Source organism: Acinetobacter sp. PFS20, from assembly GCF_052261015.1.
In the GTDB taxonomy this organism is placed as follows: Bacteria; Pseudomonadota; Gammaproteobacteria; order Pseudomonadales; family Moraxellaceae; genus Acinetobacter.
The window spans coordinates 3,241,759-3,268,526 of sequence record NZ_JBPVZE010000001.1 but is presented as its reverse complement, the minus strand read 5'-3'; the positions used below and the strand labels follow the sequence as shown (position 1 = coordinate 3,268,526).

The window sequence follows — 26,768 nt, the reverse complement described above, 5'->3', positions numbered from 1 at the left end:
TTTTTATAATAAATAACTCTTTAAAACCTCACGAACTGTCTCAGAAATAGGTACAGTTTTACGCGTTTCGCGATCAACAAACACATGAACAAAATGTCCCTGAGCTGAGGCTTGGTCTTGACCTTGTTTAAAGATTGCCAATTCATAGCGTAAAGATGTGGTGCCGATTTTCCCAATCGCAACACCCACTTGAATAATTTCTGGAAATGACAATTTCTGATTAAAGCTACAAGCTGAATCAACCACTAACCCAATTGATTTTGCTTCATGAATATCAAAACCTGTTTTTTGAATCAGTAACGCATTGGCTGCTGTATCAAAATAGCTATAGTAAGTCACATTATTCACATGACCATAAATATCGTTATCTGCCCAACGCGTTTGAATATCTAAAAAGAACTTAAATTGATCTCGGTTTTTTAAAACTGGTTTAGTCATTAATGAATCGCCTGATAAATTGCCAAAGCAGCGGCTTCTGTCATGTCTCGTGGATTATTTTGTAGCAAGCGAGTTTGTAACATGGCATCTTGTGCAAGCCGAGGTAAGCTCGACTCATCTATACCCAAATCTCTAAGTTTTAAGGTCAAGCCACTACGGTCTAAGTGGTTTTGCATATGATCAATAAACAGATCACACAAGCCATCAGTGCTGCCATTACTATATGGATCGAGCCATTGCATAAGTTCTGCATAGTATTTTTTTGCATTAGGTGCATTAAATTTTAATACTTCAACCAGTACTAAAGCATTGGTATGTCCATGCGACAAATGAAAATGACCGCCCAGTGGGTAAGCTAAAGCATGCACAGCAGCAACAGGCGAGTTTGCAAACGCTTGACCTGCAAGCATTGAACCGAAAAGCATATTTTGACGTGCTTCTAAATCTTTACCATCTTTAAGAACTTTCGGTAAGTTATGATTTAGTAGCTTGAGTGCATGTTTGGCTAAAATATCGGTATATATATTTTTTTTGTGCTTAGAAGTATATGCCTCAATGGCATGCACCATCGCATCAATACCTGTCGCAGCAGTAATATGGACTGGAAGGTTTTGAGTAAAGGTGGCATCAAGAATTGCTGTGTCGGCATACAGTACTGGAGAGACAATCCCCATTTTTGTCGTTTCACCCGTAGTCACAATTGAGATTGGCGTTACTTCTGAGCCAGTACCAGCCGTAGTAGGAATCAAAATAAGCGGAAGGCGAGTTGTAGTGACCTGATTTACACCATACATCTCTTGCAAACTTTGTGTTTGGTTGGGGTGGGCGAGTAAAGCGATTACTTTTGCAACATCTAAAGAACTGCCCCCACCAAAACCAATAATGGCATCTACATTTTGCTGTTTTGCATAATTGGCTGCATCTAAGACCACTTGTTCTGGTGGGTCAGCCTGAACATCTGCATAAATAACATATTCAATATTGAGCGTATTTAAAATTTGAAGAATGGGCAGGTGTAATTGATTTTTGACCATGCCTGCATCTGTGACTAGCAATAGCTTACGGTAAGCTTTTGAAGACAAAACATTTTGTAATTCTTGTATAGAGCCTAAGCCAGAGATGATATTTGGAACGGTTTGAAATTGAAAATGGCTCATATACATTATTTCCTTATTTTTGAAAATTATTGTCGAATGGTTCTATAAGATTCAATCTTCAAATAACTTAGCATAAGACACCTTAAAATAAAGTAGTTCTGAGGCGATTATGTTGAGTGTTATATGAGATAGTCACTACTTTCATGTGGTTAGATTCAGACGATAAACGGAGATCATGCAAGTAATTTAAAAGATCATCGAAAGGTGGGCTTTTTGTTATTTATACTGTTCAGTAGATTTTCCTGAAGGCTGCTAATTCATATAATGTCTTAACAATTTATAATTTTATTCGGTTCAAAAAGTGAAAATTTCTAAAACTTTACTTAGTGTTATTGGATGCACTTGCTTCATGCTGAGCTCCGTAGCAATGGCGAAAACAAGCTCTAGCGTCTATTCACCTAAAAAAGGTGTAATTTGTGATAAATATATTTGTGCTGACAAGAAGGGTGTATCTAAAAAACTTACAGCCAAATACTTAGGAACTCCCAAAGCCAACAGAGCATTCTCTCAAGGCGATTTTGATACTTCAGCATTTACACTCTCAAATGGTGTGTTCTGTGATACCAACACAAAACTATGCCATGTTGATCGATATTTTGAGAATGGGCATCGCAGTAAGATTGATAGAAATATGACTGATAAATTATTTAAAAATAAATGATTTTTGTCTTCATGTTGCTTGAAAGCCCATAATACTTGGGCTTTTTTTATATCTAAATAAAAAGTTATTCCTTATTTCTGTGAGGAGTGAGTTTCAGTTCCAGATTATTAAGATCTATGATTTGATTAGATGAATCAACAAGCTTTAATTTGAGTTGATCTTCTGAATTCTTCTTAAAAATTTTCACAACATCTTTATCTGCTTCAATAAAATTACTACCGGACTCAAGCATGGCAAGCAAAACAATATTTAAGCTTTTACCTTTTTTGGTGAGTAAGTATTCTTTGCGCTCTCGTACACCCACTTCTTTATAAATTGATAGTTCAAATATTTCTAATTGGATGAGGTGTTTTAGACGATTAGATAAAATTTGCTTCGATATACCTGTATTTTCCAGAAAATCATTGAATTTTGTTACGCCGTAAAAAGCTTCTCTTAACAATAGGATTGTCCAGCTATCGTTCAATATCTCAGCAATTTTGAAGATTCCACATACATCTACTGAAAATCTATGATCTGGAATAATATTTGACATTCTAGGGAGCTCCAATTAACATGAGTCTATAATTTAGACCTAGACTTAATTCAGGTAGCATTATGCCATTTATAAATATACAAACTATAGAGGGTTTACTAGATAAAGATAGTAAAGCCGAGCTTTTCAAACGAATAACAAATTTATTTGTAGAGATAGAAGGAAAGGGAAATCCAGCTTTTCAAGAACATGTCTGGATACGAATTGATGAATATCCGCCTGAACAGTGGCAATTAGGTAGCTTAAGGCCAACGAAGGAAATGATTGAGTTGATTAGCAACGTTAAATGATTATTTTAGGTCTTTTACTAAAGTTGTATTAGAAAATCATAAGTTGTACATTAAGTAGTTGCTAACCTGTTTTAAGATGTAAAAGCTCTCTTCGGAGGGCTTTATTATTTTATTCAAAATTAGAAGGTCAGCTACTTTGTCGACTGATTTATCAACTTTTAATCTATTGATAAACATTATTTTCCTTTTCAAGCCATGTGAGTTTTGACAAAATGCAACACGTCACAATGGTCAATTCGATTCTGACAATCATTGGTAGTTTTGTCAGGATTTTACATGCTCCATATTAATTTCTATTTAATTCAAATGCTTGGAAGTAGTTTCTAATGGAAACACAATATAAGGTGTTATGTGTCTGTTTAGGAAACATTTGCCGTTCTCCCACGGCTGAAGTGGTTTTCAGACATTATTGTGATGCACATCAACTTAATGTCATTGTCGATTCAGCTGGAACGAGTAATTATCATCCAAATAAAGCACCTGATCAGCGTAGTCAGTTGCACGCTAAAAAAAGAGGGTATGACTTATCGTCTTTACGTGCAAGGCAGCTTTCAACTCAAGACTTTTTAGAGTTTGATTTGATTTTAGCAATGGATCACCAAAACTTTGATGATATTCATGACATGCTACAAAGCGCGGTTTCTCAGTTTGGTACTCATAAAATTCGTGCAAAAGTAGCTTTAATGAGTGAGCATGATCCTGAATATCCACAACAAGCCTTACCTGATCCATATTATGGTGGTGCTGATGGCTTCGAGCGCGTACTTGACCAATGCGAGTCTAGTAGTTTGGCGTGGATTAATATTTTAAAAAAACAATTGAATGTTTAAGAATAGGTTTTTCAACACAATGCAAATTCAGAATCAGGTACAGCTTAAGCCATTCAATACATTAAGTTTAGATGCAACAGCTTCACATTACACAAAAGTCGGTAATATTCAGGATATTGAAGAAGCTTTGGATTTTGCTAAGCAGCATCATTTAAATGTACTTGTGTTATCGGGCGGTAGTAACATGTTGTTGCCGCAGCAGATCAATGCCTTAGTGATTCATCTTGATATTCAAGGAATTGAAGTTTTATCTGAAGATCATGATTTTGTTCAAGTCAAAGTAGGTGCAGGGCAGGTTTGGCACGATTTTGTTTTATATAGCACTCAGCAAAATTGGTTTGGTTTGCAGAATTTAGCACTTATTCCAGGGTTAGTGGGTGCTTCACCCGTACAAAACATTGGTGCTTATGGAGTAGAGGTTGGTGAGTTTATTGAATCGGTACAAGTGTATGACCGTAAATTAAAAGAAACTCAGACAATTTTAGCGGCTGACTGCCATTTCGCTTACCGCCATAGTATTTTTAAAGATGATCCGAACCGTTACATCATCACACATGTCACTTTTAAATTACTTAAACAGCCAAATTTAAAACTTAACTATGGTGATTTGAAGCAAGCAGTGGGAGACAATCAGACTGCTGAGAACTTACAAAATCAAGTGATCCATATTCGCCAAAGTAAACTCCCCGATCCAAAAGAGTATCCAAACGTAGGTAGTTTCTTTAAAAATCCGATTGTTAATCCTCAAGAATTTGAACGTCTAATCACACAATTCTCAACAATTCCACATTATCCTCAAGCCAGTGGAAACGTTAAAATTGCAGCAGGATGGTTAATTGATCAGGCGGGTTGGAAAGGGAAGCAACTCGATATGGTAGGGATGTTTCATAAACAGGCATTAGTTTTGGTGAATTATGCCAATGCATCTCTTACTGATGTAAAGAAAACTTATCAAGCTGTACAACATGATGTTGATCAGCATTTCCATATTATGTTAGAACCAGAGCCTGTGCTTTATAACAGTTTAGGTTTAATTGAAAATCATACGGAATAGTTTTATGCCAAAAGTACACTTAATGGTACGTTTAGTACAAGTAGTCACCGTGCTATTTGTACTATTAGGCTGTTTCGTGGTTTTTTTATATTCGCCGTTTTATTCAAAATTAATTGTAGCTGGACTTAATTATTTTGTACCGGTCGATGTGAATCAAGTTGCCGCTGAAAGTCAGAGACAGGCTGCATTAAGTGAACATGATAATTTAGAGCCGGGTTCAAATCTATGGATTGCTCGTCAAGCGTATTTAAAGCTGACCGAAAAAGCTTTACGTGAAAAAAAGACAACAGATCTGACTTATCTTCAAGAAAACTATAAGGCTTTGCAGCAAATTATTCTTTTAGAAGAAAAGGAACAAGATTCAGAGGCGGCCGCTTCTGTAACTGTTCCTTTAGTCGTGAAAAACTCAGAAATTGATGCTGCTGATGAAGCAAGTAGCCCTATTGATGAGGCACTCTTTATTAATAGTTCAGAAAATAAGGCCCTTACAGAGCAATATACCGAGTTTTTAGCAAGAAAACCTGTAGTGCCAGAACACCAGAAAGCTGTTAGCGAGCCTGAACAGAAAATCGAGTATGTTCGTAAAAACCCTTTACCAGCCTCATCTAAAAAGTTAACACAACCTTATGCAATTGTTGTATTAGGTGGTGGTTTGACGCTTGATAAAAATGGAAAAGATATTGTAGTTAATGGTTATACACGCTTGAGACTGGAAAAAACTTTAGAAGTTGAAAAACAAAATCAGCTTCCTATTGTACTGAGCGGTGTTGAAGCACCTTATATGCAAGCTTGGTTAAAAGAGCGCGGCGTTGATGCAAAGTTACTAGAAAAACGTAGTATGAATACTTGTGAGAATACAAGATTTAGTTCTCTATTGCTTCAGAAAAAGGGTGGAGCACCGACGGTCATGTTGGTTACAGATGAATACCATATGCCACGTACTCGCCGATTATTTGCTTTAAATGGTATAGAAACAATACCTGTGGTGGCTCCAATGCCAACACCACTGACACGCTGGCAACCAAGTGTGCAAAATTACGATCATAGCCGTCGTGCAAATTATGAATTACTTGCGACAATTCGCGACATGTTGTTTGGCTCAAGCGATTGTCGAGAGGTACCTTAATGTCAGATATCCCATTTCTCAATCCTGCCGTATTAAAACAATTAGATTTGCCGGTTCCTAACCGTGATCTTACGCCACAGGTTTTAAGTCCACTTAATTTAAATACCTTAGAAGAACCGTCTCGAGATTTACTAGCTTACCGTAAGTTATATGGTTTGCATTTACTTGAATGTGATCATTGGCAGGGCTATGTTCAAATGCCTTTGTTCCGATTACATGTGCAAGTTTTCAAGCCTAAAGTAGAAAAAATACAAGGTACTGTCTGCTTATTACATGGCTATCTTGAGCATAGTGGTATTTATCAGCCCATTATTCGTGAAATTCTTGAACAAGGCTTTAGTGTCATTACCTATGACTTACCAGGGCATGGTTTAAGCAATGGCTCACCAGCAAGTATTCAAAATTTTGATCACTATCAACAAGTTTTAATGGCTGTTTATCAATATGTAAAACATGCAGATCAGTTACCAAAACCTTGGGTAGGAATTGGTCAAAGTACGGGTGGCGCAATCTGGATGCATCACTTATTGGAATATGCTGAAAAACGCCAAGATCCGATTGTAGATAGAGTTTTGCTACTTTCTCCTTTGATTCGTCCTGCAAAAACAGCATGGTGGCATAACCCAGTTGGATTGGGTATTATTCGCCGTATTAAGCGCCAAGTACCAAGACACTTTAGACGTAATAATCATAATCCTGAATTTTTACGTTTCATTCGTTTAAAAGATCCTTTGCAACCTCGAATGATGGGCATGGACTGGATTTTGGCAATGTCTAAATGGATGCAAGAAATGGAAGAGCGGCCAGCTTGTCGTATTCCTGTCTGGCTTGCACAAGGTGCTCTCGATCAGACAGTTGATTGGCGTTACAACATTGAATTTATTCGTCGTAAATTTAGACTACAAACGTTATTAATGCTAGAAGAAGGGTCTCATCAATTAATTAATGAGCGTGCGGATATACGTGCAGCTTTAACGGGATTGATTCCAGCATTTTTACATGCGAAGCCAAAACATTTTTATTATTAAAAAATAATGCATCTATCCAAAAAAATTGGATAGATGCATTATTTAATCTTTGTACTTTATTTTGAATTTTGATAAAGCTGCATAAAGTTTTTATAAACCGAAGACTGCTTTTGTGGACTATACATATTGCGTTCGATTGTTCCCTTATCCGTTTTTATCAAAACGTTTACATTTTGAGCACTTTTAAACTCTTGCAAGAATTTACTTGGAATAATAAAGAAAGTGGTAGAATGTTTAGGAACTAATCGGCTCACATTCGTTTTTTCAGTTGATTGAGCAGGTTGATAGTTAAATCGTTTCCCATCAATATCAAATGTTAACTCGTTAATATCATAAAAGTTATAACTACTACTTAAATGAACATCTACACGAAGCTGATCTTTTTGATTCTCGTTCCATTTCACGAGCAAGCTTGGGCATAGTTCAGTTGGGGAGCAGTTTAGCTGACCCGCTGTCTTTACCTCTTTAGGAGCGGTTGTACTAACCTGTGTGGTGCTACAAGCCGCTGTAAGTAGACATGAACCCAATAAGAGTAGAGATTTCTTCATCATATAAATTCCAAGAGAGTATGCTTAATATTATTTATGTTAAGTGTATAAATTTTGACATAAATTAACGCATAGATGGGCTTAAAAATACAAATGGTTTTGCAATTTTAAAAGAAGACGTGGCATCACCTGCATATATATGGCTTTGATCAGGGCCTAAATCTAGTCTACGCGTTTTACCATCTTTAAAATTAATCTTTTTCAAATCAACCCAAAATACATTTGGTGATAGTGCTGACTCGAAAAAGTAAAGCATCTGTTTATGATCGGCCACAGTTCGCCAGCGAGTTGAAGAGATATTCGGTTCTTCTTGCGTATTGAGTCCATAGGGAACAGACGCATTTCGAATGACACTAAATACAGAGGCTTGAGCCTGTTTACTATCATCATTTTTAGGAATTGCATTAATGTAAAAAGATGCACGTGCAAAGCGATCAGATGCTCGATTTGTACCGGGGAGCATGATTGTTCCACCAATTTGTTTCCAATATTCGGCAAGTGCAAGTTGTTTATCGAAAGTAGGTGAGTTAGTCATGACTTGATAGCTGCGGCTATGGTGAATCACTTGTTTTCCACCAATATATTCAATAATTGCGCTATCACCTGTTTTGTCAGAAATAGATAAATGTAGGGTAGTGAGGCGTGTTTCGCCTGGAACATTATCGGTCACAATCGTGTAAGGTTCTTTTTCTAATGCTTTAACGGCTTCATCGACAGTTGCGAAATTATCAAGTACATATTGAGCCCATGCCGCAATACTAAGTAAAGGCTTATCCGTTTTTTTCACATCTGGGTATTGAGACTCCACTAACCATAAAATATTAGCAACCAAGCCAGCTTCATTCATTCCATCTGTTGTGGAAACTTCATAGCCTGTGGCAATTACACTTCCATATTTAGACGTCCATTTTATTGAATTGGAGCCAGCACTACCATCACGACTAACCCCGCTTGGCATAATCCATAAATTTGTACCCGTATCAACTTTCCAGTCCATTGAGCGAGCAGTAATAATATGTTGGTTATTGCCTAAATATACGGCACGTGTACAAGCAACAGCATAGCTACTTAAACCTACTGCTAGTGCGACAAAAGAAGAGATGAATGTTTTTTTCAACATGATGAGATACCTTTTTGTTATAAACATTAAAAAATTTTTATTAAATAAAATTAAAGTGTGTACGTTATTTATACTTTTATATTAGGTGAAAAATCTATTAAAGACAAATTAAAAGGGGAATGAAATTTAAGAAAATCACATATTTGTTTTAAATGTGGAAGAGCATCACACTATGAATGTAATGCTCAACATATCAAATTAATATAAATTAAAAGTGATTAGCATCTGCCATATTCCACATACGATAATAAAAATTATCATCGTCATTATTAAGTTCAGACTGTAAAAGTTCGCCTTCTTTTAAGAAAAAATGCAATTGAGCATAGTTCTTAATTTCACGGTCATTTACTCGCTGAGCCAAATGGTGGGCTTTAATATCCGAAGGATGACGTAAACCGGCTGCAGCAATCATTTCTGATAAGGCATGCAATGTATTTTTATGAAAATTAAATACACGTTCTGATTTAGTGGGTACATCAATTGCTTTTTGACGGTCTTTATCTTGGGTTGCAACACCTACAGGACACTGGTTAGTGTGACAGCTTTGTGCCTGAATACATCCAACAGCAAACATGAAACCACGTGCTGAATTAACCCAATCTGCACCTAGCGCAAAAGTACTGGCAATATCGAAGGCACTAATGATTTTACCACTCGCACCAATCTTAACTTGATCTCGGAGTCCTGCACCCACAAGGGTGTTATGAACAAAACGTAGGCCTTCACGTAATGGAGTACCAATATTGTCGCTAAACTCGATTGGCGCTGCCCCTGTACCACCTTCAGAACCATCAACCACAATAAAATCAGGAACAATTTTTGTTTCTAGCATTGCTTTAACAATACTCATGAATTGCCAAGGTTGACCAATACAAAGTTTAAAACCAACTGGTTTACCACCAGATAATGTGCGCAATTTCTGCAAGAAATACATCATTTCAATAGGGGTAGAAAAACTAGAATGCTTTGCAGGAGAAATACAGTCATGATCACGAGAAACACCACGGATTTGCGCAATTTCTGCAGTAATTTTATGTTTAGGTAAAATACCACCATGACCTGGTTTTGCGCCTTGGGAAAGCTTCAGCTCGATCATCTTGATTTGTGGTAATTGAGATTGCTTGGCAAACTTTTGTTCGTCAAATTTCCCATCTAAGGTACGGCAGCCAAAATAACCGCTGGCAATTTGCCAAACAATATCACCGCCATTTTCCAGATGATAAGGGCTTAAACTACCTTCGCCAGTATCATGATAGAAACCACCTAACTGTGCACCTTTATTTAACGCACGAATGGCGTTGGCACTTAAACTACCAAAACTCATGGCAGAGATGTTCATAATTGATGCACTATACGGTTGAAGGCATTGTGCATTACCCACCTGAATACGAAAGCTCTTTGGATCTGCTGGTGGGCAAGGACTTATTGAATGGACAATAAATCGATAATTCTCTTGATAAACGTCAATGATTGAACCAAATGGTTTATCTGCATTTTCATTTTTAGCACGTTGATAAACTAGACTTCTTTGCATACGAGAAAAAGGTAGAGCATCTTGGTCCGCTTCAATAAAGTATTGGCGAATTTCTGGGCGTATATCTTCAAATAAAAAACGGAAATGCCCCATAATTGGGTAGTTTCTTAGAATTGAATGTTTATTCTGCAAAACATCATAAAGGCCTAATAAACTTAGCGCACCCGTGAGCACCCATAACCCGTTAAGGAGAGTATCTGAAATAAAATAATAGATACTATGAGGGGTGTATACGGTTCGAAACCATGTAATGCTCAGTGCAGTAAAAATACATAAGAACCAGAGAGAATGGCGCGAAAAGAATGTATTGAGAAATTTATGTCGAATGATTTGTGCTGGACTCGCCATATTGGAACAAATTCCTAATGTTTTACTGGTACATACCTTGCCAATAAGTAAGTGAAACTACAAGTGTGGAATTGTTAGTCTCAAGAGAAAATAAACAGTACAGCTGTGGTTCACTCAATTTAGAAATAGATTTTTAAAAAAGTATTTAAGCGATTATTATTATCTAATTTGGAGGTTTAGGAGATTGAATAAATTATCAAATACTTAATTATTAAATTGATATATTTTATAAATTTTTAGCTGTAATAAAGAATATTTCCATTAAGTATTTTCATTAAAAGGGATATGGATTAATTAGATTTAACTTTAGATTTAATTAATAATAACTTTTTTATTTGTATATTTTTTGATTTAATTGATGTTGTCCTAATTAATTATTTTTTGCTAATATAAATAAATTGAAATATTTTTTTAATACACATTACTACAACTATATAAGATTCTAAAAAATCATTTAAGGACTGAAATGAATTGGAAACTATTAATCTGCTCCGTTTTTCTCACAGAAGTTTTTTTCTTAACCTTAATGTTCTATCTAGGTTTTGATCTAGATACTTTCAAAAAAGTCGCTCTAGTACAAAGTATATTAGTTGCTGCAACTATAATATTTGACTCTATGGAAAGAAAGAATAATCCTATATTTCCTGGATCTATTGTTTATCCTTTATTGGGTATTTTATTTGTTTTTGGGTTTACACCTATTCTAGATTTTTTTGCAGAAAGACCTAAAGGATTCCATAGCTGGGATATTAAAAATATTTTAGTAATGGGGTCGCAAAGTGCAGATTATCAATTTAGGGAATTAGCTTGGTATGGTAAAGCCTATATACAGTTAGGTTTTGCTATGGTCGGTGGATTTCTTGGTTTGATTTTTCATTTAATTTTTAGAAATAGTTAAGCTAACACGCCCTCCTTCTCGTAGAAGGAAATAGTGTGCAATTGCTGAAAATTATTGAAAAATCCTAAAAATATCTATAAGTTACTTAGACTTCTTATTCATAAAATATTCTTTTGTTATTCATTTAAAATATATAGAACAATCAGTAGCTTACTTTTTGTCCATAATTTTTTTACCAAAAATTAAAAAAATATAAAATACTAAAAGTGATGGTAAACTTTAACTAATGAAAATCTATAATTTTTTTAGTAAAACTAACAAAAGCTAGATGAAATTATCGAAAATCGACATAAAAAGCGCGCTAAACCCTAAAAATTTTTATAATTGAGAAATTCATCAGAAGTTGAATTGTTAATTGATATTTAGAATGAAACTTATATTAGTGTTTTTGTTGTTTTTTTGTATTATGCGCCGTAAGTAGAGTAAAAAAATAACGCTTTGAAAAAACAATCAGAAAAGCTAGTGATTGTGATGGGGAAGGCTAGTTTTTACATCTATTAATTTTATTGGCGTAATGTAAAAAGGTTTTTAACCATGAAAAATTCTCTCATTTTATCAGTAATTACTTTGGGTTTAATGTCTATCAATGCCGCAAATGCTGCAACTGCAACAGGTACTTTGACCGTTAAAGCAACAATTACAAATAGCTGTGTATTGAATACTTCAGCTACAGGTACAACAGCTAACGCAGTTTTAGATTTTGGTACTTTAAGTTCTCTTGCAAGCAATGTAGACGCAGACACCACAACGACAGGTGGTACTGCAATTAAAGTTTTATGTAACAACACTGTGCCATGGACTTTGGCTTTCGATGCTGGCAAAAATGCTCAAACGACTCAACGTCGTATGATTGGTGGTGCAACTAGCAACGAATATATTCCTTACAACCTTTTCTCTGACACTAACCGTGCAACAGCGATTGGTATTGCAACTACTGCTTATAGCGGTACTGGTACTGGTGCACCACAAACAGTTAACGTCTATGGTCGTATTCCAGCTGGCTCAACTTTACCAAGTGCTGGTAGCTATGTTGATACTGTGACTGTAACAGTAACTTATTAATTTTTAATAAGTTTTATTGTGTCATTGCTAGCTCTTGATTTAGAGAGCTAGCCTAATTTGAGAAAAGTCGTTCTGGGCAAATCATGAGAAAAAATATCTTTGTTACTACAAGTTTATTATTATTTTTGCCTAGTATGCTGAATGCTGCATCAATTCGTCTTTCGCCTGTAAGTGTTGAAATATTAAGTGATCAAGCTGCGTCCTCAATTAGTTTGTATAATCAGTCAAATGAAAGTAGTGATTTGCAGGTACGTGTATTTGAATGGCGCCAAAATGCTGGGCAAGATCAATTAATACCTACAGATGAGATCGCGATTAGTCCACCATTTTTAAAATTACAACCTAATGATTCTTATAACTTACGTGTAGTTAGAATTAATCCAGTACCAGTTTCTGGTGAACAAACCTATCGTATAATTATTGATGAGTTACCAAAACCGATTGATAACCGTAAAGTAGATCAGGGGGTTAACGTACTACTACGTTCTTCATTGCCCCTATTTGTAGTCAATAAGGACGCAATGACTAAACTTACTTGGTCAATTCAGCAAGAGCAAAATAATTCCTCTCTTATAATTAATAATATTGGAAATCGACATGCACTTTTAAGCAATCTAACTATTGTTGATACAACAGCAAATAAAAGTTATGCAATTAAAGTAAATACAGTGAATGGTTATATTCTTGCTGGCAAAGCAAGAAATTTTAATATCAGTCCTGATTTTAAATTTCAAACGGATCATAAATATAATATTTCATTGAATATTAACGGTAAGCAAACATCTCTTTAAAGAGGCACACATGAAATATCTCGTAAGTGCCTTATGTGTTATGTACTTGCCGATCCATGCTTTTGCTGAATCATTGCAAGATAGCACCAATGCTGCTTTACCAAGTATTCCGGAAGTTACAAGTTCTTCTCATCAGGTCTTCATTTCTGATAAGGCGTATACACAGCTTTTCTTAAAGATTTCTATTAATTCGAGTATTTCAACAGATTTGATTTCGGTACGCCAAGATCAAGATAGAAAGCTGTATATCCGTACTCGTGATTTGAAAGTTTTAAGAATAAAAATGGATGAACATATCCCGGATAATCAATGGGTGTGTATTAATGAACTAAAAGGAATTCAGTTTAAGTATCTAGAGAACGAACAGGCTCTAAATTTACAAGTTTCGTCGAACATGCTGACGGATTATTCAGTTGATTTAAATGGTCAGCAGAGTACCAACCCACATTTGCTGAAAATGAAGCCCTTAAATGCGGCTATTCTGAACTATAGTCTGTATAACACCATAACCAATGACGAGAATGTTTTCTCAGGTTCGGCAGAAGGGATCTTTAACAGCGCAATTGGTAACTTTTCTTCAGGTGTTTTATACAACGGTAGTAATGAAAATAGTTATAGCCATGAAAAATGGGTGCGCTTAGAAAGTAAGTGGCAATATGTAGATCCTGAAAAAGTTAGGATATATACCTTAGGGGATTTTATTTCCAATAGTTCTGACTGGGGTAGCAGTGTACGTTTGACTGGTTTCCAATGGTCGAGTGCTTATACTCAACGAGGTGATCTTGTCACCTCGGCACTGCCACAATTTTCCGGTTCGGCTGCATTGCCTTCGACTTTAGATTTATACGTTAACCAGCAAAAGATTTATTCAGGGCTTGTGCCATCAGGTCCATTTGACATTAAACAGCTCCCGTTTATTTCAGGCAATGAAGTCACTCTTGTGACCACCGATGCAACGGGTCAGCAGAGCATTACCAAACAGGCTTACTATTTTTCATCCAAAATTTTGGCAAAAGGTATTAACGAATTCTCAGTAGATGTCGGTGTTCCACGCTATAACTACGGACTGTTTTCCAACGATTATGATGATGCCACTTTTGCTTCGGGTGCGATTCGATATGGCTACAGCAATTCGCTGACCTTAAGTGGTGGGGTAGAGGCTTCAACAGATGGCCTATCAAATCTAGGCACTGGTTTTGCCAAGAATCTTTTTGGTTTTGGGGTGATTAATGCTGATATTGCAGCGAGTCAGTATAAAGATGAAAACGGTTATTCTGCTCTAGTGGGTTTAGAAGGACGCATTAGTAAGAATATTTCGTTTAATACTAGCTACCGCAAAGTGTTTGATAATTACTTTGACCTTGCCCGTGTGTCTCAAGTTCGATATTTAAAAGATAACCAGATGACTCCTGAACCACAGAACTATCTGAGCTACAGTGCGCTGGCAGATGAGATTTTTAGGGCAGGCATGAACTATAATTTTTACGCAGGCTATGGTGCTTATCTGGGCTATAATCAGATCAAATATAGCGACAACTCTAATAAATTAGTGTCTGCCAATTTAAGCGGAAGCCTGAACAAAAACTGGGGCTTTTATGCGTCAGCGTATAAAGATTATGAACACCAAAAAGACTATGGCATTTACTTTGCGCTGCGTTACACACCCTCTACCCGAATCAATGCGATTACAAGTATTTCTAATGAAAGTGGTAAAACAACGTATAGACAAGAAATAAATGGATTTAGCGATCCACAAATCGGTGCATTTGGATGGGGAGCTTATGTTGAGCGTGATCAGGATGCGAATCAAAACAATGCATCGTTCTATGCCTCTTACCGTGCTCGCGCAGCTTACCTAACTGGTCGATACAACCGAATTGGGGATAACGACCAAGTTGCACTTTCAGCCACAGGATCATTGGTTGCGGCAGCAGGGCGAATTTTTGCAGCCCATGAAATTGGTGATGGTTACGCAGTCGTGACCAATGCTGGGCCACAAAGCCAAATTTTAAATGGCGGGGTAAATTTAGGAGCAACTGATGGAACTGGTCGATTCTTAATTGCAAATTTAAGACCCTATCAGCTTCATCATATCTATCTAGATCCATCATATTTACCTTTAGAGTGGGATGTTAAATCCACTAACCAAACAGCATTCGTAGGTTATCGCCAAGGAGCTTTGATTGACTTTGATGCTCATCAGGTTATTTCTGGATTAGTGAAGCTTGTTGACCAAAATAATTCACCTTTATTACCGGGATATACAGTTCGCATTAATGGGCAACAAAATGGTGTAGTTGGCTATGACGGTGAAGTATTTATTCCAAACCTCTTAAAGCAAAACAAGCTTGAAGTCGATCTACTGGATCATGGCTCATGCCAAGTTAATTTTGCGTATGAAAATAAGCAATACAGTGCTAAAAAATTGGGGCCTTATGTATGTCGATAACTACTGCGAGTCATAGTTTTTGGATGAAGAATGAAAAGTTTTCATTGGCCATAAAGTATATTTTAGCACCTGTTTTGTTTTTTATATTATATGCATTTTTTAGCTCTGCACATGCTGCTTGTGCGGTAACTGGAACCACTAATGGTACGTATACCTATACGGCTGCCACTATTAATAGTGATGCTACTATTACCTATACGGGAACCATTCGCTGTACGAATGTGGGAAGTAATGCTCAAATATCACAATACATGTGTATGAAGACTGTATTTACAGGGGCAACCACTGCGAATAATAGTGTGACCTTACCTTATACGGTTACGGCAACTGTAGGTGGGGCTGGCTCTTCTACTACGAATCAAACTTCAAATGTTTGGTACGGTCCAGTTACAACGGTTGCACCAAGTAATATTATTAGTTACTCAGTAAGTATTAAAGTTCCAGCGAGATCGGGTTCCTTAACCACCTATCCAATAGGAACTTATACAGGCTCCATTCAACTATTCTGGGACATGCAAGCAAATTCGAGCAGTGTTTGTGAGGGAAATAGTGGGGGGGGCTGGGATTCAGGTAATACCACTATCACTGCTAATTATATTGTACCGAGTTTGTGCCAATTAGATTCCACATCAAATGTGGATTTTGGCAATATTAATGATATTGGTACGACGAGTCGTGATTACACAGCTCAAGGAGTAGTGAACACGACTTGTAATAATAGTACGCCATACAGTATTTATTTGGGCGATGGAAATAACCGTATTGTTGGTGGTTTTAGACGTATGACAAATGGCAGTAGTGAGTATATTCCTTATCAATTATATAAAGATTCTAACAATAGTACGGTATGGGACACTACTGGTGGTGTAAACACGGTGGGAGGTTCTGGAGGTGTTTCTAAAACAGGCTCAGGCAGTGCCCAAAGTACAAACGTTTATGGGAAAATTCCGCAGGGTACAACTATTTCAACGACACCTGGTAAGTACTCAGATACGATAGTTGTTACAGTAACTTATTAATAATCTGTTAGAATTTGAAGTTGAGTCTGTTTTTATATTGAGTTGCTCATGCGAATAGTCATGAGGTTTAGATTTGATTTTTTAATTGTTCTAATTTGAAGATGGTGTAAAAGCTTTTAAAGAAAAGATAGATGTAAAAAGGTAATCAACGGTAATGTTGTTTTAGAATAAGTAAAAATAGAAAAAGGCAAATTAAAAAAATAAGAAAAAACATCTGATGAATAAATACCTTATGAATATTAAATGTATTTTTACACAAGTTAACAGATTGTACAAATTAAATTACAGTTGTCTTATATTCATTTAGTCTTTCTTATCAATAAAAAAAGCTTTTAAAGGCGAAGTAAGCTATTAATAATTTAGTTATTTGTATGGGAAAACAAAGTGTTAAAATTGTGGGGTTGGGATGCTTTGAATATACAATTATCTCTAATTTTAACCTATTGAAACTACTAAGGTTTACAACTTGTTCCAACCACTTACAATCCAAACCAGACTCGGCGGATTCTACTTTTTTTATAGTGTGCTTGTGGGTTGTGTTGTTTTATAAATTCTATAAAAAATAATAGCTTAAATTAGAAAAAGTGCGTATTTTATTGAGACTAAAAAGCGCTTGTAGACTATTTGTAGACTGTAGAGAAACATGCTTAAATCAAAGTTCGCTAAAACTGGTTTAAGACATGAAACTCAACAAATCTAATGTTGATGCTATTCCATTAACAGATAAAGGTCAAAAAATATATCGAGACTCAGAGCTCATTGGTTTTGCTGTTCGGGTAACCAATAAAAGTAAAACATATATCGTTGAGCGTCGACATGAAGGCGAGTTATTTCGGGTAACGATTGGGAAGACCACAGATATTCCTGCGACTAATGCCCGAGCAAAAGCTCAGATGATTCTTGCGAAAATTTCAAACAACGAATATGAAAAACCAACAAGATTAAAAAGTGTTAGTAATCCTTTAGACATTACAGTAAATGAAGCGCTTCAAATTTATATTGATAAAAATGACTTTAGACCAAAAACCATAAAGCAATACAACACATACTTTAATCTTTATTTAGGGTGGGGTAATAGAAAGCTTTTTCAAATCACGAAGCAGGAAGTCTTAGATCGTTTTATTGAAGTATCAAACATAAGTGAATCATCAGCAAATGGAGCAGTATCTCTTTTAGGTACTTTGTGGAAGTACATCCATGTTCTTTATTCAACAGATGAAGATCCGATTCTTAAAACCAATCCTGTTGATATCATTTCTGTAACTAGAGGTTGGAACAAGATAGCGAGTAGAGATAGGCATCTCCATAAAGACATTATTCACAAATATTACAAAGCAGTACTTAACTATGAAGATGAGGTGAATCTTGAAAATACAGCAAGGTCAAATACACATCGAGATATAGTATTAATGTGTATGTATACAGGTTGTCGAAAACAGGAGGCATGTACTTTAAAGTGGACTGATGTAAATATTAAAAATGGTACCTTAACTTTTAGAGATACCAAAAATGGTACAGATCATACTTTTCCAATAGGTGAACATTTACATAGTCTTTTGCGAGAACGCTGGTTATTAAGAGAAAACGATTGGGTGTTCCCCGCAACAAAGATGCCTACCTCTTGGAATATGCATGCTACAAAAGTGGATACATTACTTAATAGGGTTGGCAAAGAAGTTGACTATTACGTTTCAATGCATGATTTCCGTCGTACATTTGCCTCTATATGCAATCTATTAAGATTTAATATCTATGTGACAAAAAGACTTCTGAATCATACTGCTCGTCCAAGGGTTGACGTTACAGGTGGATATGTTCAAATTCCTGATGAGGAATTAAAAGCATCAATGAATATGATTGAGGCAGTTTACCAAGGGAAAATTGATTGCTTTAACTATCAATCAGTTTGGGCGGAAAGATTAAAAGAAATAAAGGCGGTATAACCGCCTTATATCGTAGCAAGTTGTGCTGTGTTCAGCACAGTCTTGCTTTGTTCATACTTTAATACGTCTTTCTTCTTATAAGAAACACGTCTTCCAATTTTAGAGAATGGCATAGATGTTTGATCGCAGCGCATTCTAGCTAAAGTCCATGGCGAACAATCTAAGTAAAGAGCTACCACTTCTTGTGGGAATTTCTGTTCTTCATTTGCCATGATAAAGCGATCTAAATATTCTTGTTGTTCATCATCAGGTAGATTTCTCAAATCTTTTAGCATTCACGCCACCATTTTATATATACGTTTAACTTCATGATCTAGCTCATCCATTGCTGACCGACCTTCTTTGAAATACTTCAAAAGCATTAATTTATATCGCTCTTGAGCTGCTTTGTTCATCACACCTTCATTGGTCAGGGTGAGGGTGGCTTTATTACCTTTAATAAGGTTCACTCCGTGTGGTGTACCTCTACCGCGGTAACCAGCATTCACATTGAAGACAATGAACTTCTCGAAAAGCTGCATGGGTAGCAGCTTTGGCTCGTAAAGGAACTCAGGAATATTCTCTTTCGACATTAGAATGGTTCCCCTAGTAAATAATCAGGTTCAGATTTTTGAATTGCAGTTTCTAATTCAAAACGGCGCTTTTTAACGAAGTCCATCAGTCTTGGCTGAATCTGTGGATCGCGTGCAGACACATCAATTTCAAGTGTATCCAAGGTAGTAAGATCTGGTGCATTCTGGATCTGAACCATTAACGAAGGTGGTTCACTTGAAGGAGTCTTTTCATTTTCCAACTCTTCAAGTCGTTTGTGAGTAGCAATTAGAAGGGGATCCATTTGTTTATCAGACCAGGTGCGGGTATATCGATAAACAGCATTTACTTCGGCAGGAGTTTTTGACTCCGATACTCTCTTTAGAAGGGTATCAAGTGTTTTTTGATATTCATCATTACCGTTTCCAGTATCTGCAACTGATTCAGGCAAGGGCTTTTTTTCAACATCATTTGATGTTGTTTTTTGGACATTGACAATCTCAGCAGTATTTTCGCTTTGATTTTCTTCATCGCTCAATAGTTCATCTTGATCTTCTTCAGATGGCTTATTAAGAAGTTTTAGAATATCTTCAGCAAATTCGCCGCTACTGATTTTAATAATTGCACAACAATGGGCAAAGGCATTATCGAAGCTTGAATGAACTTGGCCATGTTGGAGTAAGCGTACTTGTCCTTTAGAGCCATTCCACTTAAATTGCTGTACACCTAATTCAGCATTTGGGCTAGGGTAAGAGCAGGTAAAGCCTTTATCAGGAGCTTCTTTTAAGGGCTCTGGTACTTCATACTCGCCAATAAATATTGTTCTAGGCTTAAGTTGAAATTCAAATTTATCAAATACGTCAAAACCAAAATCATAAGGATTAAATGGTTCCCAGCCATTACGTTCAGTATTATTTACTAAAAGTAATTCACCATTGGCCCAAGCAAGTTTTGCTTCAATTTTATTAAGTAGTTTCATGCTGTCATCCCCGTTTTAGCCAAAGATTCAATATCTTGTTTAACTGCCGTCAGTTTTGCCGTTTCAATTTGGGTTAGGGCATCTATACCTAAGTGCTCACAAACTGTTTTCACATCAAGACCACGCTCAGAGATAAAGTTCTGAAGCTCGTCTCTTTGCTCATCCGAAATACCGTTAAACTCTGGTGGACTAATCCATACACCACGTTCTTTATCAAACGTGCAGTTCAAGGCTTTTGAACGCATTAACATTGCTTGGCGCATGTTCTGGTAGTACATGTGCTCTTTATCGAGCGATTCAGTTAATTGATTTAGATCACCGGCATGCTCAGCTTCTTCACAGCTTTGTTTCCAGTTTTCTAACTCTTCTTGAGCTTTAGCTGCTGCAAGTTGTGCAGGGGTTAAAGTGTTGATGTGGTCCTTTGCTTGAGTGATAAGGTCAGCCAAGAAAGTAGGGTTAGCTTTTAGATCTGGTACCCAAACTTCACCAGCCTCATTACCAAGAGCCCCAGCGTTCTTCGCATGATGACTATTGGATGGATTAAAACTAATGACCCGAGCTGATTTACCCTCTTGAGTACGAACAGTAGTTAGATACCCCATGACATCAGCAATTCGGTAAAGTTCATTACGATTTTTACCACCAAGATCTGGTCGATAAATTGTTTGATCACCACTTTCACTTTCAACAGCATGGGCAATAAAAACAACATCCTTGCCCAGAGCTATGAGCATATGTACATAGCTTTTAAACATATTGTTTGCTAGGCCTTGAGCCTTTAATTTAAGGGTTCCATCTTTTTGGCGGTTTTCAGAAATACCTAATAGGTGGGATTTAATGCATTCGAGCATTGCACCAACCGTATCAATCACTACAGTTTTATAAGGTGCTAAGTCCTGTGGAGTTAAATTTGTAATGTCTTTCCATTGTTGAACCTGTACTACAGCACCACGCCGTAATTCACCAGTACGGTGAGCACCACGGTCAAAGTCGAATGAAATCGCCTTTTCTGTGGTAAAGCCCATTGATGATTTACCTAAACCTGGATCCGCATATAAGTACACAATGATTGCTTGAACCAATAAAGTTTGGTCAGCAGTAATAATAGGTAGAGCCATTTTTATTATCCTTATCTTGAGCCAGTAAAGCCGCGCTTAGTTTTATAAGCTTTGCGGTCAATTGATGAGATGTGCGAGTTACCAAGATCCATAGCCAGCTTTTTCTTACGTTGAAAGCTGATCTCTTGGGTAAGTACTTCCCAAACTTTCGGATATTCAGATTGGAACTTAGCTACGTCTAAAGGCGTCTTAACGTTATCTTTAACTTTGTAAAGAACGGTGCCATTTGCATTAGATGCATAAACAGTCCAGCCAATACGCACCGAATAAATGCCTGTGTTATCTCGGCCTAAGTAAGACTTGTAACCATCAGGGTGTTTTTTGAAATTAGTCATGATTAGCCACCAAACATCCATGTGATAAAAGATGAGATGACTACCCAAAGGAATACTGAAAGGGCAATAAACTTTAGAAAGTCGATTGAATTAGCTTTGTAAGTGGCAAAACGAGAAGGGCGCTGTTCTTCAACAGTAGGGTGTTGATATAAGCGTGCAGTCGTTTGACTAGGGATAGTGTTTTGTTTCATACTTATCTCGCAGTTTGCAAAGCACATCGGAAGGTAGAAGAGTCGATGTGCTTTTTTGTTGTCTACGAGATAAATATTAACTATGGTTAATTTTATAGTCAATAGTAAAGTTAACATTGGTTAATATTTATTATTAACTTTAATTTATTTTTTATTAGCTAAAAGAAAACCCACCGTGGTGGTGGGTTGAAAAAGACTGTGTCTAGTCGTGGTTTCAATTACACAAAAAGCTGAATCCGCTTAAATTTCTTATTAGCCTCAATATGGCTTCTATAAAATTTATCTTTGTCTTCTGAATCAATAAATTCTTTAAATGTGCTTGCTTCAAGAAGTCTATAAATAAACCTTTCACCAGTTCTAAGCACTACTGTCAATAAGAAGTGTTGGTAAAGAACATGGCTGATATTTCGGGAATTAACTTCAATTTTTTTCATATTTAGATCAATAATTATGCTAGTTAAGGTGGTGACTAAAGTGGTGATTTATCGGTATAAATTACTGTTATTTATTAAAATAAGGGTGGTGATCAAATCTAATAAATACAAATAATAGTAAAAGAATTTTGGTATGTGTTTTGAAGATCATTTCTTTCATTGCATCACTACCTCAATCGCATCATAACCCAGAATACTTTTCCAAAAACTCATCAATCCATTCTTGAGCTACTTCAAGATTGGTTATATCGGCTAACTTTAGATTAGTTTCTTCTACTTCATTAAATCCTTCAATAATAGCTTCAAAAATATTGGCTTCGCTAATAACCTCGCGTGCCATTTCAGCAGCGTCATAGCTCTGCTTGGCTTTTTTAAGTGAGGTTATTTGTTTATCAATTCCTGCACCAATTTTTTCCAATGCCAATTTAAATTCTTGACGATTGATAGTTAGCGCAGTTTTTGATTTATTAAGTGTTGCGATCATTATGTTCTCTTTTTTAAAAATTTTAATAACTTAACTCGCTAAAACTGGCATGCAGATCAATATGTTGCGCCAGGTTCACAGTTTTAAGAATGTTTGGGTCTTGATCTTCTTTTTGCTCTGTATGTATATCGCATACAGTCAACAACTTGGCCTACAAAATGACAATGCTCATCCAAAGGAATGATATTCGGCTCAAATTTAGGATTTAGAGCCTGTAGAAAGCGAGATCCATCTGTCTCGATAACAAGCTTTTTAAAAGTTGCATCTTCAAATCTTCGCACTACAACCATATCACCAGACTGCATATCACTGTAATAAACATCTGGATCAACAAGAATGTAATCGCCTTCCAAAAAGTCTGGTTGATTACTAACACCTTGAACTTTTAGATAAAAACAATTAGTACATTCATCAGGAAGGGGAAGCCACTCTTCAACTTGGGATAGGTCCACAGATTGAACATTCGTAAAAAGCCCTGCTTGAACCCATGAAAGTACAGGAGCTAATGTAGCTATTTTCTTTGAGATATTATTATCGATTTTTGGTTCTTCTTTACCACCATATAATAACCAATCATCAGAAACTTCTAAAAACTTTGCAATAACTTTTAAATTATCTGCGGTTGGAACACTTACACCATCCAGCCATTTTTTAGCTGCGACTGGGGACTTCTTGGTTGCTCTTGCAAGATCAGCAGCTTTGAGCTTTTTTTCATCCATTTTTTGTTTAATGCGTTGGTGTAAAGACATAACAAAATTTCCAAAAACATTAACTAATGTTAATACACCGTATTGAAACTATGGTTAACAAGTGGTAAATTCCAACTATTAACTATAGTTAACTTGGTGTGACCATGAATCTTAGTGACTTAATGAATTATCACGGTTGTAAAAATAAAAGAGAGTTATCTAAAAAAACTGGTTATTCGACTGTGACCCTATGGAAGTGGGAGAACAATGGAATACCAGCGACAACTCAAGCAGTTTTACAAATCAAATCAGATGGGAAGCTTAAAGCAGACCTAGAAGTATTAACCGCTTAGGAATTGAACCATGAGCAAATTATTAAATGAATTGCCTGCAAGCGCCAGCAATAACGAATCGCTCATATTGCAAGCATTAAATTCAAGTAACCAAAGACAAGTAGCAGAGAAGGTAAGAGTGGATGCAAGCATCCTTTCTCGAATGAAAACTGACAAGAAATCAAATGGATTGACTGAAGTTGAGTTTATTAGCTCTTTGTTGACAGCCATTGGCTTGAAGGTTGTACCAGAAAGTGATGTGTATTGTTCACCTGCAATTGCTGAGGCAACAAGAGTGTATTTGGCACATGCATTTACATCACCTGAGTACATGCGAATTTTATTCAAATAAAAAACCACTACCTGCGCGAACAGGAGTGGTTTCGGATTCATTAATTTTGAGGTCAATGAATATGCAAACTAATTTATCAAATCAAACGGCTGAAGGCAACTCACAGGATTTTTTGGTGGGTGATGTTGTTGTCTATAAAAGCTCTCTAATGACAAACGAGTTGCGAACAGTTGTTTATGTTTCGGAAGAAAGAATTTTAATTGCTGATGAGGACGGGCGTCTTGCTGACGGTACAAATATTCGCCCAGCGACTCCACTAGAGCTTCAAATTAAAAAACGCGTTTTAGATGATTTAGCAAAATACCCAGCCAACGCTTTAATTGCGAAAGGAGAAGTTTCATGAGTGTTCAAGTAAATGTTACTTCAGTGGATTTTGCTACTCGTACAGTAAATGTTGAGGCGCTAAAAAATGGGAAAAAGATATTTAAAAGCCCAATGAAATACAAGCGTCTGGCTAAAGCCGACATTGAGAAACAACTCAGAAAGGAATTGAAAGCTTTTGATACCCCTTTATGGGGGGGGCTAGCGATTTTTTTCTTATGCCGGATAGATGGGTGATTGTATGAGCTTAGACGCATCAATTTGGGCCTTTAAAGCTGAGGTTAAAACCTCTAGTCAAAGACTTGTCTTATTGGCTTTAGCTGATAGAGCGGGTGAGTCCCACAAGTGTTATCCAAGCATTAAGCGCATGGTTAAAGATACTCTTCTCAACCGTAAAACGATTATCAAAGTTTTAGATGAACTTGAAGCTGGTTCATTCATTAAGTTCACGGGTGAAATAACTGGAAATGGCGTGAAGGTTTACCAGTTAATTGGTGTGATGGGCCGTGAAGAAAATGATTTAACCAATCCCAAAAAGGGGACTAGTACCAAAAACGGAACTAGTTCCAATTTCGGTACTGGTTCCAAAAGCGGTACTAGTACCAATAATGGGACCGTAACCAGTCCCAAAAACGGTACCGAGACCAGTACCAATATTGGGACACAGAACCTATCAATGAATCTATCAGATGAATCTATAAATAAAAAAACATGGATGAGTTTAAAAAAACTTGGTGAAGAAATTCTTTTGGCAACTGATCAGGAAATTTACGAGCAGATCAAAAATGCGACTTGGTTTGATCGTGAATTACGAGCATTTGAACTCTACAACTCAGAGAAGAATCTTTGTGATGAACTCATGAATTACCACTTTGCAGACTGGTTAATCAACGCATGTGGAAAATACAAATCTCGTGAACAAGCTAAAAACAATGGAACACAGGTTCGAGTCCCGCAGGGTGAATCAAACACACTTAGTTCAAAACAAATTTATTCTTTCGCTCAAAAACTTTCTGTTCATCCAGAGTTCGCAAGTAAACACGCAGAAGGTAGCGAGAGCTATGAACAACTGGCAGCTCGTATCGCAGTTAAGCTTGCTGATCCTGAGCAACAACAAAAATTGATGCCTTATCTCATTCAGGTTGGTTTCAATGGAAAGGGGGCTGCATGACTTCAATGAGCCTTGCTGAATACCGTGAATTATTTCCAATTCAGAAAAATAAAAAACGCCGTTCAGCAAAGCAAACACGTGAACAAAGTGTAGGGGAGGTTTTATTAGCAACACATCTTAAAGCCTGCAAGATTAATTTTGAGCAGGAATACAAATTCCACCCGAAACGAAAGTGGCGGTCGGATTTTTTAATTACGGGTACAAAGATTTTAGTAGAGGTGGAAGGCGGGATCTGGAGCGGTGGTCGTCACACAAGGGGCAAAGGTTATATAGGGGATATGGAGAAATATAACTCGGCAGCAATGATGGGTTTTACAGTTTTACGGTTCAGTACAGAGCAAGTGAAAGCAGGCGTTGCGATTAAACAAATTGAGCAATTGGTGGGATGAATATGAATATGCCAGTACAACACATTTTACAAGCGGTCGATTGGTCTAAGTATAGTTTTGAAGAATGGTGTCGCCAGCTTGGAGCTTGGCTAAATGGCGATACTGAAACCATGATTAGAATTGTAAAGACTATGCCGACGAAACGCATAACTCAAAAACAACGTGAAAAGCTTATGGCAATGTACATGAGTGATGAAACTTTGAAAGATCGCTTGTGTATTCGTCGTAAGGGTACTTGCTGCCAGTTAAATGATAATGAAGCACGTGGTGTACATAGATTGTTTATAGATATGCAGTTAATAGAAGACTATATTTTACAAGAATGGATCTCTGCAATTTGGTCGCATCACGTAATGGGTAATTCATTAAGAGATATAGCTCAAAGTAATGACACTTCAGTTAATCAAATTAGACAAGACTTAAAGTGCGGACTTGCTTATATCAAAAGCCGTAATCCAAACTTTGCATTTGAAACTTTCGAAAAAACCACTTGAGTGTGCGCACGGGGTATGGCATATTTGTATTACAGTGATCTAATTGTATGCAAATCATTGAAATTCAAAAGCTCATCAAACGATGGGCTTTTTGCTTTTCTGTGTTATAAATTTATC

34 protein-coding genes are annotated in these 26,768 nt (G+C 36.6%); 19 read left to right on the top strand and 15 right to left on the bottom strand.

Annotated features, from left to right (window positions below):
* Positions 1 to 3 precede the first annotated feature (3 nt).
* Complete coding sequence (locus tag ACS125_RS15455; RefSeq protein ID WP_443273151.1) at positions 4 to 438, bottom strand: acyl-CoA thioesterase; 435 nt, start codon at positions 436 to 438, stop codon at positions 4 to 6.
* Positions 438 to 1,595 carry an iron-containing alcohol dehydrogenase gene (locus tag ACS125_RS15450; RefSeq protein WP_443273149.1) on the bottom strand — a complete coding sequence of 386 codons (1,158 nt, stop codon included), beginning with the start codon at positions 1,593 to 1,595 and terminating at the stop codon, positions 438 to 440. The genes ACS125_RS15455 and ACS125_RS15450 overlap by 1 nt, the downstream gene beginning before the upstream one ends.
* 349 nt (positions 1,596 to 1,944) lie before the next feature.
* Here ACS125_RS15450 and ACS125_RS15445 point away from each other — a divergent pair, with 349 nt between their 5' ends.
* The gene (locus tag ACS125_RS15445; protein WP_443273147.1) at positions 1,945 to 2,256 is read left to right on the top strand and encodes a YcgJ family protein; all 312 of its coding nucleotides are present in this window, start codon (positions 1,945 to 1,947) and stop codon (positions 2,254 to 2,256) included.
* A 64-nt stretch (positions 2,257 to 2,320) separates the two neighbouring features.
* Here ACS125_RS15445 and ACS125_RS15440 read toward each other — a convergent pair whose 3' ends face one another.
* Positions 2,321 to 2,791 carry a winged helix-turn-helix transcriptional regulator gene (locus ACS125_RS15440; protein ID WP_443273145.1) on the bottom strand — a complete coding sequence of 157 codons (471 nt, stop codon included), beginning with the start codon at positions 2,789 to 2,791 and terminating at the stop codon, positions 2,321 to 2,323.
* 62 nt (positions 2,792 to 2,853) lie between these two features.
* Here ACS125_RS15440 and ACS125_RS15435 point away from each other — a divergent pair, with 62 nt between their 5' ends.
* From ACS125_RS15435 to ACS125_RS15415, 5 genes are all read left to right on the top strand, one after another.
* The gene (locus ACS125_RS15435) at positions 2,854 to 3,081 is read left to right on the top strand and encodes a tautomerase family protein (protein WP_174741043.1); all 228 of its coding nucleotides are present in this window, start codon (positions 2,854 to 2,856) and stop codon (positions 3,079 to 3,081) included.
* Positions 3,082 to 3,407: 326 nt separating this feature from the next.
* On the top strand, positions 3,408 to 3,911 hold the full coding sequence (locus tag ACS125_RS15430) for a low molecular weight protein-tyrosine-phosphatase (RefSeq protein ID WP_004791736.1): 504 nt from the start codon (positions 3,408 to 3,410) through the stop codon (positions 3,909 to 3,911).
* 19 nt (positions 3,912 to 3,930) lie between these two features.
* Entirely contained in the window at positions 3,931 to 4,965 is a 1,035-nt protein-coding gene (gene murB, locus ACS125_RS15425) for a UDP-N-acetylmuramate dehydrogenase (protein WP_443273143.1), read from the top strand.
* Between the two features lie 4 nt (positions 4,966 to 4,969).
* The gene (locus tag ACS125_RS15420; RefSeq protein ID WP_443273141.1) at positions 4,970 to 6,091 is read left to right on the top strand and encodes a YdcF family protein; all 1,122 of its coding nucleotides are present in this window, start codon (positions 4,970 to 4,972) and stop codon (positions 6,089 to 6,091) included.
* Positions 6,091 to 7,119, top strand: a complete 1,029-nt coding sequence (locus ACS125_RS15415; protein WP_004791742.1) for an alpha/beta hydrolase — start codon at positions 6,091 to 6,093, stop codon at positions 7,117 to 7,119. The genes ACS125_RS15420 and ACS125_RS15415 overlap by 1 nt, the downstream gene beginning before the upstream one ends.
* A 56-nt stretch (positions 7,120 to 7,175) precedes the next feature.
* Here the strand turns inward: ACS125_RS15415 and ACS125_RS15410 are convergent, their stop codons facing one another.
* The 3 genes from ACS125_RS15410 to ACS125_RS15400 form a co-directional block, all read right to left on the bottom strand.
* A complete protein-coding gene (locus ACS125_RS15410; protein WP_005306413.1) occupies positions 7,176 to 7,670 on the bottom strand; it encodes a hypothetical protein in 495 nt (164 codons plus the stop codon).
* A gap of 61 nt (positions 7,671 to 7,731) precedes the next feature.
* Entirely contained in the window at positions 7,732 to 8,787 is a 1,056-nt protein-coding gene (locus tag ACS125_RS15405) for a linear amide C-N hydrolase (protein ID WP_013197447.1), read from the bottom strand.
* A 208-nt stretch (positions 8,788 to 8,995) separates the two neighbouring features.
* Positions 8,996 to 10,669 carry an FMN-binding glutamate synthase family protein gene (locus ACS125_RS15400; protein ID WP_443273138.1) on the bottom strand — a complete coding sequence of 558 codons (1,674 nt, stop codon included), beginning with the start codon at positions 10,667 to 10,669 and terminating at the stop codon, positions 8,996 to 8,998.
* A 466-nt stretch (positions 10,670 to 11,135) separates the two neighbouring features.
* On the opposite strand from ACS125_RS15400, the gene ACS125_RS15395 reads away from it, so the two are divergent.
* From ACS125_RS15395 to ACS125_RS15370, 6 genes are all read left to right on the top strand, one after another.
* A complete protein-coding gene (locus ACS125_RS15395) occupies positions 11,136 to 11,567 on the top strand; it encodes a hypothetical protein (protein WP_443273136.1) in 432 nt (143 codons plus the stop codon).
* A 534-nt stretch (positions 11,568 to 12,101) separates the two neighbouring features.
* Positions 12,102 to 12,629, top strand: coding sequence for a Csu type fimbrial protein (locus ACS125_RS15390; RefSeq protein ID WP_004791753.1), 528 nt, complete (start codon positions 12,102 to 12,104; stop codon positions 12,627 to 12,629).
* A gap of 83 nt (positions 12,630 to 12,712) precedes the next feature.
* Positions 12,713 to 13,420, top strand: a complete 708-nt coding sequence (locus ACS125_RS15385; protein WP_004791755.1) for a fimbrial biogenesis chaperone — start codon at positions 12,713 to 12,715, stop codon at positions 13,418 to 13,420.
* 40 nt (positions 13,421 to 13,460) lie between these two features.
* Positions 13,461 to 15,869 (top strand): fimbria/pilus outer membrane usher protein, encoded by a 2,409-nt coding sequence (locus ACS125_RS15380; RefSeq protein WP_443274003.1) that lies wholly within the window; start codon positions 13,461 to 13,463, stop codon positions 15,867 to 15,869.
* Entirely contained in the window at positions 15,860 to 16,888 is a 1,029-nt protein-coding gene (locus ACS125_RS15375) for a Csu type fimbrial protein (RefSeq protein WP_443273133.1), read from the top strand. The genes ACS125_RS15380 and ACS125_RS15375 overlap by 10 nt, the downstream gene beginning before the upstream one ends.
* A 680-nt stretch (positions 16,889 to 17,568) precedes the next feature.
* The gene (locus ACS125_RS15370; protein WP_443273131.1) at positions 17,569 to 18,831 is read left to right on the top strand and encodes a tyrosine-type recombinase/integrase; all 1,263 of its coding nucleotides are present in this window, start codon (positions 17,569 to 17,571) and stop codon (positions 18,829 to 18,831) included.
* Between the two features lie 5 nt (positions 18,832 to 18,836).
* Here ACS125_RS15370 and ACS125_RS15365 read toward each other — a convergent pair whose 3' ends face one another.
* The 9 genes from ACS125_RS15365 to ACS125_RS15325 all read right to left on the bottom strand — a co-directional run bounded on the left by ACS125_RS15365 (position 18,837) and on the right by ACS125_RS15325 (position 23,652).
* Positions 18,837 to 19,106, bottom strand: coding sequence for a DNA-binding protein (locus ACS125_RS15365; RefSeq protein WP_443273129.1), 270 nt, complete (start codon positions 19,104 to 19,106; stop codon positions 18,837 to 18,839).
* Positions 19,107 to 19,403 (bottom strand): hypothetical protein, encoded by a 297-nt coding sequence (locus ACS125_RS15360; protein WP_443273127.1) that lies wholly within the window; start codon positions 19,401 to 19,403, stop codon positions 19,107 to 19,109. It abuts the gene before it with no gap.
* Positions 19,403 to 20,341, bottom strand: coding sequence for a hypothetical protein (locus ACS125_RS15355; protein WP_443273125.1), 939 nt, complete (start codon positions 20,339 to 20,341; stop codon positions 19,403 to 19,405). The genes ACS125_RS15360 and ACS125_RS15355 overlap by 1 nt, the downstream gene beginning before the upstream one ends.
* Positions 20,338 to 21,459, bottom strand: coding sequence for an ATP-binding protein (locus ACS125_RS15350; protein WP_443273123.1), 1,122 nt, complete (start codon positions 21,457 to 21,459; stop codon positions 20,338 to 20,340). Before ACS125_RS15350 ends, ACS125_RS15355 begins: the two co-directional genes overlap by 4 nt.
* Positions 21,460 to 21,470: 11 nt before the next feature.
* On the bottom strand, positions 21,471 to 21,794 hold the full coding sequence (locus tag ACS125_RS15345) for a hypothetical protein (protein ID WP_262445143.1): 324 nt from the start codon (positions 21,792 to 21,794) through the stop codon (positions 21,471 to 21,473).
* Positions 21,795 to 21,796: 2 nt separating this feature from the next.
* The gene (locus ACS125_RS15340) at positions 21,797 to 21,985 is read right to left on the bottom strand and encodes a hypothetical protein (RefSeq protein ID WP_443273121.1); all 189 of its coding nucleotides are present in this window, start codon (positions 21,983 to 21,985) and stop codon (positions 21,797 to 21,799) included.
* Positions 21,986 to 22,203: 218 nt separating this feature from the next.
* On the bottom strand, positions 22,204 to 22,419 hold the full coding sequence (locus ACS125_RS15335; protein ID WP_032063116.1) for a KTSC domain-containing protein: 216 nt from the start codon (positions 22,417 to 22,419) through the stop codon (positions 22,204 to 22,206).
* A gap of 181 nt (positions 22,420 to 22,600) precedes the next feature.
* Entirely contained in the window at positions 22,601 to 22,903 is a 303-nt protein-coding gene (locus tag ACS125_RS15330; protein ID WP_443273119.1) for a hypothetical protein, read from the bottom strand.
* 83 nt (positions 22,904 to 22,986) lie between these two features.
* Entirely contained in the window at positions 22,987 to 23,652 is a 666-nt protein-coding gene (locus ACS125_RS15325; RefSeq protein ID WP_443273117.1) for a LexA family protein, read from the bottom strand.
* A 104-nt stretch (positions 23,653 to 23,756) separates the two neighbouring features.
* On the opposite strand from ACS125_RS15325, the gene ACS125_RS15320 reads away from it, so the two are divergent.
* From ACS125_RS15320 to ACS125_RS15290, 7 genes are all read left to right on the top strand, one after another.
* Positions 23,757 to 23,945, top strand: a complete 189-nt coding sequence (locus ACS125_RS15320; protein WP_032063113.1) for a hypothetical protein — start codon at positions 23,757 to 23,759, stop codon at positions 23,943 to 23,945.
* A 10-nt stretch (positions 23,946 to 23,955) separates the two neighbouring features.
* A complete protein-coding gene (locus ACS125_RS15315) occupies positions 23,956 to 24,276 on the top strand; it encodes an XRE family transcriptional regulator (protein ID WP_443273115.1) in 321 nt (106 codons plus the stop codon).
* A gap of 61 nt (positions 24,277 to 24,337) precedes the next feature.
* Entirely contained in the window at positions 24,338 to 24,619 is a 282-nt protein-coding gene (locus tag ACS125_RS15310; RefSeq protein ID WP_443273113.1) for a hypothetical protein, read from the top strand.
* Positions 24,616 to 24,834: a hypothetical protein gene (locus ACS125_RS15305; RefSeq protein WP_443273111.1), complete on the top strand. Its 219-nt coding sequence runs from the start codon at positions 24,616 to 24,618 to the stop codon at positions 24,832 to 24,834. The genes ACS125_RS15310 and ACS125_RS15305 overlap by 4 nt, the downstream gene beginning before the upstream one ends.
* Positions 24,835 to 24,838: 4 nt before the next feature.
* The gene (locus ACS125_RS15300) at positions 24,839 to 25,768 is read left to right on the top strand and encodes a helix-turn-helix domain-containing protein (RefSeq protein ID WP_443273109.1); all 930 of its coding nucleotides are present in this window, start codon (positions 24,839 to 24,841) and stop codon (positions 25,766 to 25,768) included.
* Complete coding sequence (locus ACS125_RS15295) at positions 25,765 to 26,157, top strand: DUF559 domain-containing protein (protein ID WP_443273106.1); 393 nt, start codon at positions 25,765 to 25,767, stop codon at positions 26,155 to 26,157. The genes ACS125_RS15300 and ACS125_RS15295 overlap by 4 nt, the downstream gene beginning before the upstream one ends.
* Positions 26,154 to 26,651, top strand: coding sequence for a hypothetical protein (locus ACS125_RS15290; RefSeq protein WP_443273104.1), 498 nt, complete (start codon positions 26,154 to 26,156; stop codon positions 26,649 to 26,651). Before ACS125_RS15295 ends, ACS125_RS15290 begins: the two co-directional genes overlap by 4 nt.
* The last annotated feature ends 117 nt before the right edge of the window (positions 26,652 to 26,768 follow it).